The 14,544-nt window shown below is 76.4% G+C and carries 12 protein-coding genes; 3 read left to right on the top strand and 9 right to left on the bottom strand.

The genetic code is table 11. The annotated features are described in order from the left end of the window. Positions 1 to 60 precede the first annotated feature (60 nt). The 8 genes from rfaE2 to ACYVG5_RS10835 all read right to left on the bottom strand — a co-directional run bounded on the left by rfaE2 (position 61) and on the right by ACYVG5_RS10835 (position 8,500). A complete protein-coding gene (rfaE2, locus tag ACYVG5_RS10870) occupies positions 61 to 1,419 on the bottom strand; it encodes a D-glycero-beta-D-manno-heptose 1-phosphate adenylyltransferase (RefSeq protein ID WP_460683172.1) in 1,359 nt (452 codons plus the stop codon). After that, a complete protein-coding gene (locus ACYVG5_RS10865) occupies positions 1,416 to 2,126 on the bottom strand; it encodes a D-sedoheptulose-7-phosphate isomerase (protein WP_246629975.1) in 711 nt (236 codons plus the stop codon). Before ACYVG5_RS10865 ends, rfaE2 begins: the two co-directional genes overlap by 4 nt. Continuing rightward, the gene (locus ACYVG5_RS10860; protein WP_222047502.1) at positions 2,123 to 3,367 is read right to left on the bottom strand and encodes a glycosyltransferase; all 1,245 of its coding nucleotides are present in this window, start codon (positions 3,365 to 3,367) and stop codon (positions 2,123 to 2,125) included. The genes ACYVG5_RS10865 and ACYVG5_RS10860 overlap by 4 nt, the downstream gene beginning before the upstream one ends. Continuing rightward, a complete protein-coding gene (locus ACYVG5_RS10855) occupies positions 3,364 to 4,329 on the bottom strand; it encodes a glycosyltransferase (RefSeq protein ID WP_222047505.1) in 966 nt (321 codons plus the stop codon). The genes ACYVG5_RS10860 and ACYVG5_RS10855 overlap by 4 nt, the downstream gene beginning before the upstream one ends. After that, positions 4,326 to 5,327 carry a glycosyltransferase family 9 protein gene (locus ACYVG5_RS10850; RefSeq protein ID WP_460683171.1) on the bottom strand — a complete coding sequence of 334 codons (1,002 nt, stop codon included), beginning with the start codon at positions 5,325 to 5,327 and terminating at the stop codon, positions 4,326 to 4,328. The genes ACYVG5_RS10855 and ACYVG5_RS10850 overlap by 4 nt, the downstream gene beginning before the upstream one ends. Continuing rightward, complete coding sequence (locus ACYVG5_RS10845) at positions 5,324 to 6,823, bottom strand: HAD-IIIA family hydrolase (protein ID WP_460683170.1); 1,500 nt, start codon at positions 6,821 to 6,823, stop codon at positions 5,324 to 5,326. The genes ACYVG5_RS10850 and ACYVG5_RS10845 overlap by 4 nt, the downstream gene beginning before the upstream one ends. An 82-nt stretch (positions 6,824 to 6,905) precedes the next feature. Further along, positions 6,906 to 7,439: a MarR family winged helix-turn-helix transcriptional regulator gene (locus tag ACYVG5_RS10840; protein WP_222047512.1), complete on the bottom strand. Its 534-nt coding sequence runs from the start codon at positions 7,437 to 7,439 to the stop codon at positions 6,906 to 6,908. Positions 7,440 to 7,471: 32 nt separating this feature from the next. Continuing rightward, positions 7,472 to 8,500 (bottom strand): hypothetical protein, encoded by a 1,029-nt coding sequence (locus ACYVG5_RS10835; RefSeq protein WP_222047515.1) that lies wholly within the window; start codon positions 8,498 to 8,500, stop codon positions 7,472 to 7,474. A 621-nt stretch (positions 8,501 to 9,121) separates the two neighbouring features. Between ACYVG5_RS10835 and ACYVG5_RS10830 the strand changes: the two genes are divergently transcribed. The 3 genes from ACYVG5_RS10830 (at position 9,122) to ACYVG5_RS10820 (ending at position 11,419) form a co-directional block, all read left to right on the top strand. Next, entirely contained in the window at positions 9,122 to 9,475 is a 354-nt protein-coding gene (locus tag ACYVG5_RS10830; protein WP_222047518.1) for a hypothetical protein, read from the top strand. After that, a complete protein-coding gene (locus ACYVG5_RS10825) occupies positions 9,465 to 10,028 on the top strand; it encodes a hypothetical protein (protein ID WP_222047521.1) in 564 nt (187 codons plus the stop codon). The genes ACYVG5_RS10830 and ACYVG5_RS10825 overlap by 11 nt, the downstream gene beginning before the upstream one ends. Positions 10,029 to 10,105: 77 nt before the next feature. Then, positions 10,106 to 11,419 carry an alpha-hydroxy-acid oxidizing protein gene (locus ACYVG5_RS10820; RefSeq protein WP_222047524.1) on the top strand — a complete coding sequence of 438 codons (1,314 nt, stop codon included), beginning with the start codon at positions 10,106 to 10,108 and terminating at the stop codon, positions 11,417 to 11,419. Positions 11,420 to 11,599: 180 nt separating this feature from the next. On the opposite strand, the gene ACYVG5_RS10815 is transcribed toward ACYVG5_RS10820, so the two are convergent. Next, positions 11,600 to 14,425 (bottom strand): penicillin-binding protein, encoded by a 2,826-nt coding sequence (locus ACYVG5_RS10815; RefSeq protein WP_460683169.1) that lies wholly within the window; start codon positions 14,423 to 14,425, stop codon positions 11,600 to 11,602. Positions 14,426 to 14,544: the final 119 nt, after the last annotated feature.

Raw genomic sequence — 14,544 nt, 5'->3', positions numbered from 1 at the left:
GGCCCTGCTGCAGGGGCCCGCGCCGAGCCTGCGAGGCGTGGGGGGCAGCGGGGTCCTTTCTCACACCCGGGAGCGCTCGACCAGGGCGGTGGTCGAGTGCCCGTCCAGGTAGGGCAGGACGACGGCCTGCCCGCCCCAGCTGCGCAGCACGGCGGCCTCGGGGAGGTCCGCGCCGGCGTAGTCGCCGCCCTTGGCCCACACGTCGGGGCGCAGCCGGTCGAGCACCTGGGCCGGGGTGTCCTCGTCGAAGACGACGACGGCGTCGACGAACTCCAGCGCCTCCAGTACCCGGGCCCGGTCGGGGGCGCTGACCAGCGGCCGGGACGGGCCCTTCAGCCGGCGCACCGAGGCGTCGGAGTTGATGCAGACCACCAGGCAGTCGCCCAGCCCGCGGGCGGCCCGCAGGGTGGCGACGTGCCCGGCGTGCAGCAGATCGAAGCAGCCGCCGGTGGCGACGACGGTGCCGCCGGCCGCCCGGACGCGCGCCAGCAGCGCGTCCACGCCCGGGGCGGGCGCCGCCCCGGCAGCAGGAGCCGCGTCCCAGGACGTCGCCCCGCCGCGGCCGACGAACGCCGAGGCCGCGGCCACCGCGGCGGCCAGGGCCTCGCCGGTCACCGCGCCGTCGGCGAGCGCCCGCGCGGCCGCCGCGGCGAAGGAGTCGCCGGCGCCGCACGGGTCGCCGCCGGTCACCGGCGCCGCCGGCACCACCATCGGCGCACCTTCGCCGTAGGAGAGCAGCGCGCCGCGGGCACCGAGGGTGACCGCGACCGCGCCGACGCCCCACTGCCGGATGAGCGCCTCGGCCCGCGCGCCGACCGCGGCCAGCCCGGCGCCGGCCACGTCGGCGGCCACCCGGGCGGCTTCCGCGCCGTTGGGGGTGACCAGCCGGGAGCTCGGCACCGGGTCGGCGCCGCGGGGGTGCGGGTCCCAGACGACCGGCCCGCGGGCGGTGGTCAGCGCGGCGCGCACGTCGGGGGCCGACGTCGTTCCGCGGCCGTAGTCGGCGACCAGGACGGCGGCGGCCGTACGGATCGCCTCGGCCGCCTCGGCCGGCAGCGGCCCGAGGACGGCGACCGGGTCGCCGCTGTCGATCCGCGCCACCGAGTGGTCACCGACCCGGACCCGCTGCTTGACCGCGGTGCCACCGGTGGCCGGGATCCCGATCAGCGTCACCCGGCCGGCGAGCAGGGCGCGCAGCCGGGCGGCGCCGTCGTCCTCGGCCATCGGGGCGACCAGCACGACCTCGCGGGGAGTGGCGGCCGCCGCGATCACCGCGGCCAGCGCCGCGCCGCCGGGGCGCTCGCGCGTCTCGACGTCCTCGATCACCGGGACCGGTGCGTCCGGGGTCAGCCGGGAGGCGGTACCGACCAGGTCGACGTCGAGCAGCGCGTCGCCGACGACCACCACGTGCCCGCTCACGGGAGCACCTCCAGGTGGGTGTCCGGGGACACCCGGGCCGGCTCGGCCAGCACAGCGGCGTCGAAGGCGGCGCAGACCAGGTGCAGCGCGACCAGGTGGCACTCCTGCACGGTGGCGGTCCACTCCGAGTCGATGCAGAACGCCTCGTCGGCGGCCGCGGCCAGCGGGTTGGGTGCCGGGCCGGTCATCGCCAGCACGGTCATCCCGGCCGCCCGGGCGCGCCGGGCGGCGGCGACGATGTTCGGGCTGCGACCGCTGGTGGACATCAGCACGACGACGTCCCCGGCCCGGCCGTGCGCCTCCACCTGGCGGGCGAACAGCTCGTCGGCCGGGTAGTCGTTGGCGATCGCGGTGAGGCTGGAGGTCTCGGCGTTGAGGCAGATCGCGGAGAACGGTGGCCGGTCGGCGCGGTAGCGGCCGACCAGCTCGGCGGTGAGGTGCTGGGCCTGGGCCGCGCTGCCGCCGTTGCCGGCGGCCAGCAGCCGGGCCCGGCCGGGCCCGCACAGCGCCCCCGCGATCAGCCGGCCCCAGCCGTCCAGGACGTCGACCTGGGCGGTGACGCCGGCCAGCGCGGCGGTCAGCGAGGCGACGTGGTCGGAACCGGTGAGGTGCGTACAGGTGTCGGGCGAGACGACCTCGGCCGTTCGCAGCGGAGCCGCACCGATCGGTGCCATCGCCATTCCTCCAGGATCCAGGGTTGCGGTCATCGGGCCACCTCCACCGGGCGCCGGCTGGCCAGCACCTGCCGGTAGACGGCTTCGGTGTCGGCCACCACGCGGGCCCACCGGTAGCGGGCGCGGACCCGGGCGACCCCGGCCGTGCCGTAGGCCGCGCGGCGTTCGTCGTCGGCCAGCAGCGCGGCCAGCGCGGCACCGAGCCGCGCCGGGTCGCGGGCGGGCACCAGGTCACCGGTGACCCCGTCGGCGACGGTGTCGACCAGCCCGCCGACGGCGCTGGCCACGACCGGGCGGCCGCAGGCCATCGCCTCCAGCGGGGTGATGCCGAACGGCTCGTACCAGGGGACGGCGAGCACCACGTCGGCCGACCGCACCCAGGCCGGGACGTCGGCCCGGGCCACCGCGCCGGTGAACACCAGCCGGTCGCCCACGCCCAGCGATGCGGCGACGGCGCGCAGCCGGCGCACCTCCGGGTCGGCGTCCAGGGAATCGCCGGGCGGCCCGCCGACGACGACCAGCTCGGCGTCGGGCACCGCGGCCAGCGCGCGGACGGCGTCCTCCTGGCCCTTGCGCTCGACCAGCCGGCCGAGCACCAGCAGCCGCGGGCGGCCCGAGCGCGGCGCGACCGGGCCGCGCGGGCTGAACACGGCGGTGTCCACCCCGCAGGGCACGATCGACGCCCGGTCGGTGGACAGGCCCAGCCGGCGCAGCTCGAAGACCTCGTCGGAGCAGGTGGCGATCACCTGGTCGACCGTCGCGCACAGCCCGCGTTCCAGCTCCACCCGCTGCGGCGGGGAGGGGTCGGCCGCGCCCTGGTGCCGCTTCTTCACCGAGCCCAGCGCGTGGAAGGTCTGCAGCACCGGCACCGGGGTGAGCAGGCTGCCGGCCGCCTCGACCGCGGCCAGGCCGCTCATCCAGAAGTGCGCGTGCACGACGTCGGGGCGCTGCACCGACCAGCGGGCGCGCAGCGCGGCGGCGAAGGCCGGCATGTGGCCGAGCAGGTCGTCCTTGGGCAGCGCGACCGGCGGGCCGGCGGCCACGTGCGCGACGTCGTAGCCGTCGGGGGTGCTCACCCGGTCGGGCAGCGCGGCGTCGTCGCGGCGGGTGTGCACGGTGACCGCGTGACCGTTGCGGGCCAGGCCCGCGGCCAGCGCCGCGACGTGCACGTTCTGCCCGCCGGCGTCGACGCCGCCGATGGCGGCCAGCGGGCTGGCGTGCTCGCTGACCAGGTCGATGGTGAGCGGGTGACCGCCCATCCGGCTGCCGCTCACCGGGTCACCTCGGCCAGCAGCCGGTTCCAGTCGCCGAGGAAGCGGTCCAGGCCGTAGCGCTCGAGCGCGGCGGCGCGGGCGGCCTTGCCGGCCAGCCGGGCGGCGTCCTCGTCGTGCACGAACTCGCGGACGGCGGCCCACAGCCGCTCCGGGCGGGTGGACAGCACCCCGGCCTCGGCGGGCACCGCCTCCACGGCCTCGGTGCTGGCCAGCCCGACGACCGGCATGCCCAGGTGCATCGCCTCCAGCAGCGACAGGCCGAGGGAGGTCCAGCGCACCGGGTGCACGTAGACCCGGCGGCGGGCCAGCTCGGCGTGCATCGCCGCCTGGGGCGGGTCGTCGTGCAGCGCGACCCGGTCGGGGTCGAGCCCGTAGCGCTCGTGCAGCCCGGCCAGGCCCATGCCGAAGACGTCGACCGGCGCCGCCGCCGCCAGGCCGGGCAGCAGGTCGCCGCCGGTGGTGCGGCCGCGACGGACCGGTTCGTTCACCACCACCGCGGCGCGGGCCAGCTCGCCGGTGTAGCGCTCGCCGGGGTCGACGATGCCGTGCTCGATCACCGTGGTCGGTGCCCGGCCGTTGTCGTAGAAGAGCTGGTTGAAGTGCGTGACGTGGGCGATCGGGATGTCGTTCCGGTCGGCCAACGGGTGCCGGGTGTCGGGGACGTCGCCGACGGGGGCGTTGTGCTCGAGGAACACCGCGGGCAGGTCGCGGCCCGGCTCGCGGCCCAGCCACTCGCGGACCAGTTCCAGGTCGCGGGCGCGCTGCAGCACCACGACGTCGACGTCCTCGGTGCGCAGCTGCTCCGGGGGAACCTCGCGGGCCGAGGCCGGCCAGGTCCAGGTGCGGGCGCGGCCGAGGCCGTCGGGACCGCGCCCGGGGACGACGGGGAGGAGGTACTCGTGCGGGCCCGCCACGAACGCCGTCGTCCAGGAGCCGTGCACGTGCCAGAGCAGGACCTTCATGCGCTCACCAACTTCTCTACCGCCGAGACGACGTCGGCTGGGCTCACCGAGGTCAGACAGGGATGGCCGGGCACCGGGCACTCGCGGGCCCGCGTGTCCCGGCACGGGGCGTCCTGGTCGCCGAGCAGCACGGTGGGCACGCCGTAGGGCGCCCACCGGGCGGCCGGCACGACCGGGGAGAACAGCGAGACGACGGGGGTGCCGACGGCGGCCGCCAGGTGCGCCGGGCCGGTGTTGCCGACGACGACCGCCGCGGCGCCGTCGAGCAGCGCGGCCATCTCGGCCAGCGAGGTGTCCCCGCCCAGGTCGACGCCGCGGGATCCGGCGACCGCCGCGGTGAGCCCGCGCTCCCCCGGCCCGCCGGTGACCAGCACCCGCCAGCCGGCGTCGGCCAGCGCCTCGACGGCCTCGGCGCAGCGCTGCGCGGGCCAGGCCCGGGCGGGCACCGAGGCGCCGGGGTGCAGCACGACGTAGCCGGGTTGCCGGCCGACCGGGGGCAGCGGGCGGCGGACGGCGAGGCGGCCGTCGTCGCCGGCGGGCAGCTCGAACCCGGCGGCGCGGGCCAGCGACAGCGCCCGCTCCGGCTCGGGCAGGTCGTCGTCGACCCGGTGCCGGACGTCGAGCAGCGAGCCGGGGTAGTCGACGCTGATCGCCGAGATGCGCCGCACGCCGGCGGTGCGCAGCACCAGCGCCAGCGGTAGCGGCGACTGGTGGAACGAGGTGCTGATCACCGCCTCGCCGACGCCCAGCGCCCGCACCCGGCCGGCCAGCGCGGCGATGTCCGCGGCGTCGACCGGGGTCGGGGTCGCGTCGATCCACGGGCAGTGCCAGGTCAGCACGTCGTCCACCCCGGGCAGCAGGCGGGCGGCGTCGGCACCGCGCGGGCCGGCCAGCACGACGACGCGGTCGGCGCCGGCGGCGACCGCCCTGACCAGCGGCCCCTGCAGCAGCACGTCGCCGGCGTTGTCCAGCCGGGCGACGAGCACCGTCCCGCTCACCACTCACCGGCCAGCACGTCGTCGACCGCCTCGGTCAGGGTGGGCGCCCGGTGCACCGCGGCGGTGACCTCCTCGGGCCGGGTGACCGGCGTCGGCACCAGGATCCCGACCGCGCCGGCCGCCTCGGCCGCCGCCACGTCGGCGGCGATGTCGCCGATGACCACGCAGCGGGCCGGGTCGACGCCGAGCTCGGCGCAGGCGGCCTCGACCATGCCGGGGGCGGGCTTGCGGCAGGCACAGCCGTCCTCGGGGGCGTGCGGGCAGACCTGCACGGTGTCGAACGGGCCGAGCAGCTCGGCGAGCCGGGCGTTGACCGCCGCCACCTGCGGCATCGTCAGCATGCCGCGGCCGACCCCGGACTGGTTGCTGACCAGCCCGATCCGCACGCCGCGGGCGCGCAGCGCGTCCAGCGCCGCCCGGGCGCCGTCGACCGGCCGGACCAGCGCCGGGTCGCCGTTGTAGGGCACGTCGTGCACCAGGGTGCCGTCGCGGTCGAAGAGGACCAGGTCGGGCAGGCCCCGCCAGGGCGGCACGCCCCGGTGCTGCGCGACGCCGCGGAGGACGTGCCAGGTGGCCAGCGGCGGGATCGCGACCGACGTGAGGGCCATAGTCGCGACTTCGGCCCGGGTGCGGGGGCCGGGTGCGATGCGTGCCCAGGCGAACTCGGCGGTGCCGGCCGCCCAGCCGAGCGCGGCCAGTGCCGCGGCGCGCGGCCGCCGGGCGCCGGCGAGGCCGACGGCGGCCAGCGCGGCGCCGGTGACGGCCAGGTGCCGGGGGCGCCGGCCGAGCGCGGCGTCGGCGCGCGCCCGCCAGGTCGGGCCGTGCAGCCGGCGCATCAGGACGTCGTCGGCGTTGCCGGCCTGCACCCGGACGCTGACCCAGCGGTCGACCGGGCGCACCGGATGGGTGATCCACCGCTCGCCGCGGGTGAGCCGGGCGCCGGTGTCCAGCACCCGCAGCGCCAGGTCGGAATCCTCCCGGAAGGCCCGCGGGAAGCGCTCGTCGAACCCGCCGACGGCGGCCAGCGCGGCGCGCCGGTAGGCCAGGTCGGCGGTGATCCAGCTGCTGGTGGCCAGCCCGGCGGTGCCGCGCTCCCAGTCGGTGGGCCGGCGGTCGGCCGGCAGCGGCACCCGGACCCGGCCCTGGCTGCCGGCGGCGTCCGCGGGCAGCGCGGCCAGGTCGCCGGCCAGCCGGGCGTACCAGTCGGGGTCGGGGACGACGTCGTCGTCGAGGAAGGCGATCCACTCGGTGCGGGCGGTGCGCCAGCCCAGGTTGCGTGCCCGGGCGGGGCCGCCACCGCCGGTGCGCACCACCCGGACCGGGGGCAGGCCGGGGCGCTCGACCGCCAGCGGGTCGCCGGCAGGGCGGTCGTCGACCAGCACCAGCTCCGCCGGCCGGGGCCCCTCGGCGGTGGCCAGGGCGTCGAGCAGCACGTCGAGGGACGGCCGCCCGATGGTCGGCACGACGACCGTGCAGGCGCCCAGGGATCCGCTCATGCCCGGGCTCTAACCCGGATGATCACCAGCCAAACACTACGGGCTTTAAGTGTTCGGGACGGCGGCAGCCGGGTGACCGGGCTCAGCGGGTGCGGCGCGCCGCCGCGGACACCCGGGCCAGCGCGTCGGTGACCGCCGCGGCGTCGTCGCCGAGCAGGGTCAGCAGGTGGGCGAGCAGGTCGTCGTGGGTGGCGCGGGCCCCCTGCACGCGGTCCCGGCCGACGGGGGTGAGCCGGGCGTGCAGCAGCCGGCGGTCGGCGTCGCCGCGCTCGCGGGTGACCAGGCCCTCCTCCACCAGCCGGGTCACCGTGCTGGTGATCCCGGGGCGGGACAACCCGACCGCCTCGGCCAGGTCGCTCATCGACGCCTGCTCCTGCGGGGAGTCGGCGATCCGGCGCAGCACCTCGAACCCGGTCAGGGAGATCCCGTGCTGGCGGTGCAGGGCGGAGTCGACCCGCCGGGTGATCCGGTCGTGGACCTGGACGATGCGCAGCCAGGTCTCCGGGGCGCCGGGGCCGGCGGCGGCCAGCCCGCGGACGTCGCGGGGCACGCCACGGGCCGGCGCCGCGTCGTCGGGGACGGCGTGCCGGGGATCGTTCCGGGAGGTCTGGTCCATCGTCCTCTCTGCTGTTCCTGGGTGCGGGTGGCTCAGCGTCGCCGGGTGGGGGCGGCCGAATGGGCGGAGACGGTCCGCGGCCGGCGGGCCGCGGCCATCCCCAGCCCGACGCTGGCCACCAGCAGGGCGGCCCCGGCGGCGAACGCCGGCACCGGTGCCGACGACGCCGCCAGCGTCTGCTGGCGAGCGGCGACCTGGAGGTCGAGCCCGGAGGTGGCCGAGGAGCTCCGGCCGACCAGGTGCACGGTGACCGAGCCGAGCTCGGCCCCGCGCGGAACCTGCACGATCGCCTCGACGGTCCCGTCGGGTGCCGCGACGACGGTGGCCAGCGGCTCGGCGACGCCGTCCAGCGAGACGTCGACCGCCTCGCCGGGGGTGAAGCCGCTCCCGCGGACGGTGACCACCCCGCCGGGCGCCACCGGTGCGGCGACCACCTGCTCCGGCAGGGAAGCCGGTGCCGGGTCACCGACCGGAACCGCGTGCGGTCCGGGAACGAGCTGGCCGGGGACGGGCGACGGTCCGCCGGCACCCATCGGCGGCAGCGGCGCCGGCGCCTTCGCCCCGCCGGCGGGCGGCGACCCGGGGGAGGCCGGGGCCACCGCGTCCGGCAGCGGCCCGACGGGCCCCGGCCGCGGGACGAGCGCGTCGCAGTCGGCCTTGCTCGGCCGGGTGTAGGTGCCGAAGTCCAGCGGCAGCTGCGCCTCGCCCGCGGCGTCGGTCACCGTGACGGCGACGTGGACGGTGCTCCCCCAGCCGACGTCGGCGCTCCCCAGCTCCACCCGGTCACCGGGCTCCAGGTCGGCGACGTCCTGCACGACCGTCCCGTCGAAGACGAGGGCGACCCGGTGCGGCTGGTTGCCGTTGGCCACCTGGACACGCACGACCCCGGGGCCGCAGCTGGGCCCGTGGGTGACCTCGGCGACCGGCCGGCGCGGGTCCTCGATGGCGGCGGCCGGCCCGGCGAGCGCCACCCCGGCCAGCAGCAGCGCTCCCACGGCCGCAGACGTCCGCGGCGCCCGGCGACGGCCGGCCGGGCGGGCGGCCTGGTGGGTCGTCGGCACACGCCTCCCGTCCTGGTGCGTCGCTGGTGGATGTCGGTGAGTGGCGTTCCACGGGTGGCCGACTGACTGCCCAGGAACGCCTCCCATCATGTGTCGCATCGCCTCAGAGTTCTCGCTCCGTCACTCCAGCCCCACGCGTGTCACGGCGTGTCGGGTCCGGCGGCGTGTCGCGGCCGGCGGAGCAGGCCGGCGATCCCGTCGTCGCTCCACGACGACTCCGCCACGCCGGAGTTCGGCATCCCGAGGAGGCAGTCGACAGCAACGTATTACGTTGTAATACTGGCACCGTGGCAGGCCTGACCTACAAGGGCGTGCCCCTGGAGGAGTTGAGGATCGATGCCGTGGAGTGGTCCGCAGAAGCAGCTCAGCACATCCGGACTCGATCGTCTCGACAACCGGGCGACCTCGACCTCGAGCCCGAGTGGGTCACCGAGGCGGCGCTGTCCCAGGACCGCATGGTCCGCCTAGCGATGACGGGCTCCGAGGAAACGGCCTCCCTGAAGGTCGTAGGGACGAGCGCAGCCGTCCCTGGCGGACCACGATTGCTCAAGGTCTGGTTGTGGTCTGACGATCCTCGTGATGCGACTTGGCAGGTCGGGTCTGCAGCCTTGGCCAACAGCAGTGACCAGCGACGACACGGAGAACGGAATCGGAATGAGCCGACGGGACGCTGAGATGGTCGCCGCCCTTGCGGCACTCGAAGCTGACGACGATGACGGACCGGCGATCCCGGTTCCGCCTGCCCGCAACCCTGCGCAGGTCTACTCGGTCCGCATTCCCCTCGACCGCATCGATCAACTCCGGGCCGTGGCAGCTGAACGGGGCACCACGCCGTCGGCGCTCATGAGGGCGTGGGTAGTCGAAAGGCTCGAGGCTGGGGCACGACCGCGGTCGAATGTGCTGGACATCCGCGGGGTGCAGGCGCCCAGCCCCGACCTCTCGCAGGCGAGGCGGTTGACCAACCGTGCGGTCTGAGGATCCGGTCAGCAAGCGCCTGGACCGCGCATGGTTCAGCGGTGGTGATACCGATCGCGTGTTCAACCTGCTCGCCGTCGTCAGCTCGGGTCTCCCGGTGGCCGTCGGCCTCTTGGTGGACGGCCGGGTCATCCGCGGGGTGCTGAGCGATCCGGACGCGTTGACGGATGCTGCTACAACGGCTCTTCAGAGGCCACTGGACACCTTCGCCGTCGAGTGGGAAGACGACGTCAGGACGACGTTCGGCGAGACATTCAAACGTCACGCCGAACAACGAAAGACCCAGGCGGCGGAAGACCGTGAGGTCGTCAACCGATACTTCGAAGCCCCGACGCCCCCGTCCGTCGACGCCATCGCCGATACCGACCTCGCACCCTTCTACCGCGAGCTGACCGAACCGAGCACCGTTGTGATGCGTCAGGTTCAACTCGTCCTCGACGAGTCCACTGCAGACATCGACGTCCTGTCCGTGCGTCGTTCAGCCATCTCGGCCTGGTGGTTCCTGGACAGCGAAGACGGCGCGAGAGTCAATTACGGCCCACCAGCGAACTGAAGACGCAGCGACGCGTCAGTGAGGCCGGCCGCACGAGCCGTTCCGACCGCGAGGAGTGGCTCACTACGGTGGCCGGCGTGACCTCAGCGGCAGGAACCGGACGGCGGCGGCAGGACACGGTGTACCGGGCCGGGGTCTACGGCCACCGGCCCCGGGTGCCGACCGTCTACCGCGCGCTGGCCCGGGAGGCCCGCCGCCGGCTCGACGCCCGCGCCTACGGCTACGTCGCCGGGGGCGCCGGCGACGAGGCCACCCAGCGGGCCGACCGGGCGGCGTTCGACGCCTGGTCGGTGGTGCCGCGGGTGCTGCGGGACGTGAGCCGGCGGGACACCTCGGTCGAGCTGTTCGGACGGCGGTTGCCGGCGCCGGTGCTGCTCGGCCCGGTCGGTGCCCTGGAGCTGGTGCACCCGCAGGGCGACCTCGCCGTCGCCCGGGCCGCCGCGGCGGTGGGCGTGCCGATGGTCTTCTCCAACCAGGCGTCGGTGCCGATGGAGACGACCGCCGCGGCGATGGGCGACAGCCCCCGGTGGATGCAGCTGTACTGGTCGACGTCCGACGAGCTGGTGGAGAGCCTGCTGGGCCGGGCCGAGGCCAGCGGCTGCGAGGCCGTCGTCGTCACCCTGGACACCACGATGCTGGGCTGGCGCCCGCGCGACCTCGAGCTGGGCCACCTGCCCTTCGCTCTCGGCAAGGGCATCGCGCAGTACACCTCCGACCCGGTCTTCCGCCGGCTGGTGGCGGAGCGGGCGGCCGCGGGCGGCACCCCGCCGACCGGTGCCGCGGGCGCGGTGGACCGGCAGCGGCCCACGGTGGCCGCTGTCCGGGCGCTGGTCGGGATGGCCCGGGCCTGGTCGACCGCCACCGGCATGCCGCTGTCCGAGGCGCTGCGCTCACCGCTTCCCCGCGCGGCGGTGGAGACCTTCCTCGGCATCTACTCCCGGCCGTCGATCACCTGGGCGGACCTGGCCTGGCTGCGCGCCCGTACCTCGCTGCCGATCGTGCTCAAGGGCGTGCTGCACCCCGACGACGCGCGCCGGGCGGTCGACGAGGGCGTGGCCGGCCTGGTGGTGAGCACCCACGGCGGCCGGCAGGTGGACCGGTCGATCGCCGCCCTGGACGCGCTGCCCGACGTCGTCTCCGCCGTCGACGACCGGATCCCGGTGCTGTTCGACAGCGGCGTGCGCAGCGGCGCCGACGTGCTCGTCGCCCTCGCCCTGGGCGCCCGGGCGGTGCTGCTGGGCCGGCCGTTCGCCTGGGGGCTGGGCGTGGCGGGCGAGGAGGGGGTGCGGCAGGTGGTCGAGGACGTGGTCGGCGAGTTCGACCTGACCCTGGGGCTGACCGGGCACACCGCGGTCGACCAGCTCTCCCGCGAGGTCCTCCGGCGCCGCTGACGGCCTCCCGCGCCGCCGGCGGCTCGCCCGCCCGCCCTTGACTGACACGTGTGTGCTGGGTCACAGTGGGAACGGGCGGGGGAAGCCGGCTACCAATGGCCCTCCAGTGCTGGAGGGACCGACCAACGCGGCCAGACCGTCAGGACCGGCCCCCCGCCCCCACATCCTCTCCAGCCGGGCTCACGCGTCGGCGGAGGTGTCCTCCTCCGGCGCCGCGGACTCGTCGGCCGGCTCGGCCGTGCCACCCTCGGGCGACGCCGGTCGATCCGCCTCCTCCCCGCCCCCTTCCGGCGCGGGTTCGGTCTCCGGGGCGGCCGCGTCCGGCGCCACCTCGTCCTGCGTGGCCTCGTCCTGCGCGGCCTCGTCCGGCGCGGCCTCGTCCGGCGACGCCTCGTCCTGCGCGGCCTCGTCCGGGGCGCGCGCTCCCGGCGCCGACGAGCGCGCCGCTGCGACCGCGGATTCCGCCGCTGCCGCGCGTTCCCCGGCCGCCGCCGGGGCGGCCTCGGCCTCGTCCGGCGCGGGCTCCCCCGGCGCGGGCTCGGGCTCGGGCGCCGGGGCCGGCTCGGGAACCGGCTCCGGCTCCGGCTCCGGCTCCGGGGCGGGCTCGGGTGCCGGGGCCGGCGCCGGCTCGGGCGCGGGTTCCGGGGCGGGCGCGGGCGCGGGAGCGGGCGGCTCGGGCTCGGGCTCGGGCGGCCGCGGCCGCGGCCACGGCGGCACGTACTCGGAGCCGTTGCTGACCAGGATCGTCACCTGCTGGCCGACGTCCATCGGCCGTCCGGCGGGCGGGTCGGTGGCGAGCACCCGGCCGCGCGGCAGGTCGTCGTCCACCAGCACCGTCCGGGGTTCGAGGCCCGCACCGCTGATCAGCGACCGGCAGCTCCCGACGGTGGCGCCGATGCATCCGCGGGGCAGGGTGGTCCGGGTGCCCCGCACGTAGGCCGGGTCGGCCGGGGGGAAGGCGACGGGCTGGACGCCGGACAGGATCGGGGCCATGGCGTCGTGCCAGATGGTCGCCGCCTTGCCGCCGCCGAAGCCGCCGACGTCGCGGTTCTCCACCGGGTCGTAAACCATCACGCTGGCCGCGTACTGCGGCGTGTAGCCGACGAAGGTCACCGAGTAGTTGTCCTGCGTGGTGCCGGTCTTGCCGGCGATCTGGTGGCCGGGTACGTACGCCCGCCGGCCGGTCTGCCCCGGGTACCCCGGCTCGACGTCCTTGCGCAGCGCCTGGGTCAGGGTGTTGGCGATGCCCGGCTCGAGCGCCGGTTCGCACTGGGGGCCGGGCACCAGGGGCTGGCCGTCGTCCCGGGTCAGCGGCTGGCCGGCCCGGTCGAGGATCGCCTCGACCAGCCGGGGCTCGCAGTGGGTGCCCTCGGCGGCCAGCGTCCCGTAGGCGCTGGCCAGGGCCAGCGGGCTGGTCGGCTCGGCGCCGAAGGTGAACGAGCCGCGGTTCTCCGCGATCACCTGGTCGGCGATCGGGTCGAGGCTGGACAGCCCCATCCGCTGCGCCGTCCGGACCGGGCCCTCGACGCTGCCCAGCGCGTCCTCCAGGGCGAGGAAGTAGGTGTTGGAGGAGCGGTAGAGCGCCTCTTCCATGTCGAGGCGGCGGGGGTAGCGGCCGGCGTTCTCGACCTCGTAGGGCTCGTCGCCGTCCCGGTAGACCCGGGAGGAGTACGGGTCCGAGGTGCTCTGCGTGTAGCTGAGGCCGTAGCCCTGCTCCATGGCCGCCGCGGCGGTGAAGACCTTGTACGTCGAGCCCGCGCCCTGCCCGGCGACGGCGGGCAGGTCGACCGTGGTCTGCGCGGGATCGTTCTCGTCGAGCCCGTAGACCCGGTTCACCGACATGCCGAGCACCCGGCCCGTGTCGGGCTGCAGCGCCACGAAGATGCCGGCCCGCGGGTCGCCCATGGCCAGCGTGCCCCGCACCGCGGCGTCCCCCGCGGACTGCACCGCCGGGTCCAGGGTGGTCTGGATGGTGAGCCCGCCGGCCTGCAGACGCCGCAGCGGTAGTCCGTACTGCTCCGCCAGGACCCGCAGCAGGTGGCCGCAGAAGAACCCGCCGATGTGCGCCTCGGTGCAGCCGTTGGGTGGGCTCCCGCCGGGGACGAGGCCGAGCGGCTCGGCGCGGGCGGCCGCCGCTGCGGCGGGGTCGAGGAACCCGACGTCCAGCATCCGGCTCAGCACCAGGTTGCGGCGGTCGATCGCGCGCTCGGGCGCCGTCACCGGGTCGTAGATGGTGGGGCTGCGGACGATGCCGGCCAGCAGCGCCGCCTGCGCCGGGGTGAGCTTGTCGGCGGTGGTGGAGAAGTAGGTGCGGGCCGCGGCGGCGATCCCGTAGGCGCCGTTGCCGTAGTACACCGTGTTGAGGTAGCGGGTGAGGATCTCGTCCTTGCTGTACGCCTGCTCGACGGCCAGCGCGATCTGCGCCTCGGTGAGCTTGCGCCCGACGGTGTCGGCGGTGGCCGCCTGCCGGCCCTCGGCGTCCTGGGCGCGCTGCAGCCGCAGCTGCTTGACCAGCTGCTGGGTGATCGTCGACCCGCCCTCGGTCACCTCCCCGGCGGCGAGGTTGCGGATCAGCGCGCGGGCCATCCCCCGGGCGTCGACGCCGGCGTGGTCGTAGAACCGCGCGTCCTCGATGGCCACCAGCGCCTGCTCCATCACCGGCGCGATCTGGTCCGGGGTGAGCGGGTGCCGGTTGCGGCGGTAGATCTCGGTGATCAGCGAGCCGTCCGCGGCCAGCACCCGGGTGTTCCCGGGCAGCCGGGTGTCGACCGCCGCCGTCTCCAGCGGCTGCACCAGCGCGGCGCCGCGCCCGAGGGCCACCGCCGCGCCCCCCAGCCAGGGAGCGAAGACCCCGGCCACCAGCGCACCGGCGAGGACGACCGCGAGAAGCAGCCGCAGCAGCAAGCCGGCCCGGCGCCGCCGGGACGGAGCCGCCCGGTTCGCGGTCGGCAGCTTCCACGACCGCGAACCGACGGGACCCCGCGGGTGCTCGGACTTCGGGCGCACAGCGACGGGGGTCCTCCTCGGTCGGCTTCCAGGTTCGCCGGCCCCGATCAGGCCGACGTCGGCCTTCCTGTCTGCCACGTGCCGCCCCGGTCATGCACGGATCGGGTGGATCTACACGA

This window comes from Modestobacter lapidis (assembly GCF_054780755.1).
Note: the sequence above shows the minus strand (reverse complement) of the source record. Positions and strands in the feature narration are given on the sequence as shown.

Coding starts and splice junctions, on each gene's coding strand:
- ACYVG5_RS10865 (WP_246629975.1), bottom strand. CDS start 2,126: ATGACCGCAACCCTGGATCCTGGAGGAATGGCGATGGCACCGATCGGT.
- ACYVG5_RS10855 (WP_222047505.1), bottom strand. CDS start 4,329: ATGAAGGTCCTGCTCTGGCACGTGCACGGCTCCTGGACGACGGCGTTC.
- ACYVG5_RS10845 (WP_460683170.1), bottom strand. CDS start 6,823: ATGAGCGGATCCCTGGGCGCCTGCACGGTCGTCGTGCCGACCATCGGG.
- ACYVG5_RS10840 (WP_222047512.1), bottom strand. CDS start 7,439: ATGGACCAGACCTCCCGGAACGATCCCCGGCACGCCGTCCCCGACGAC.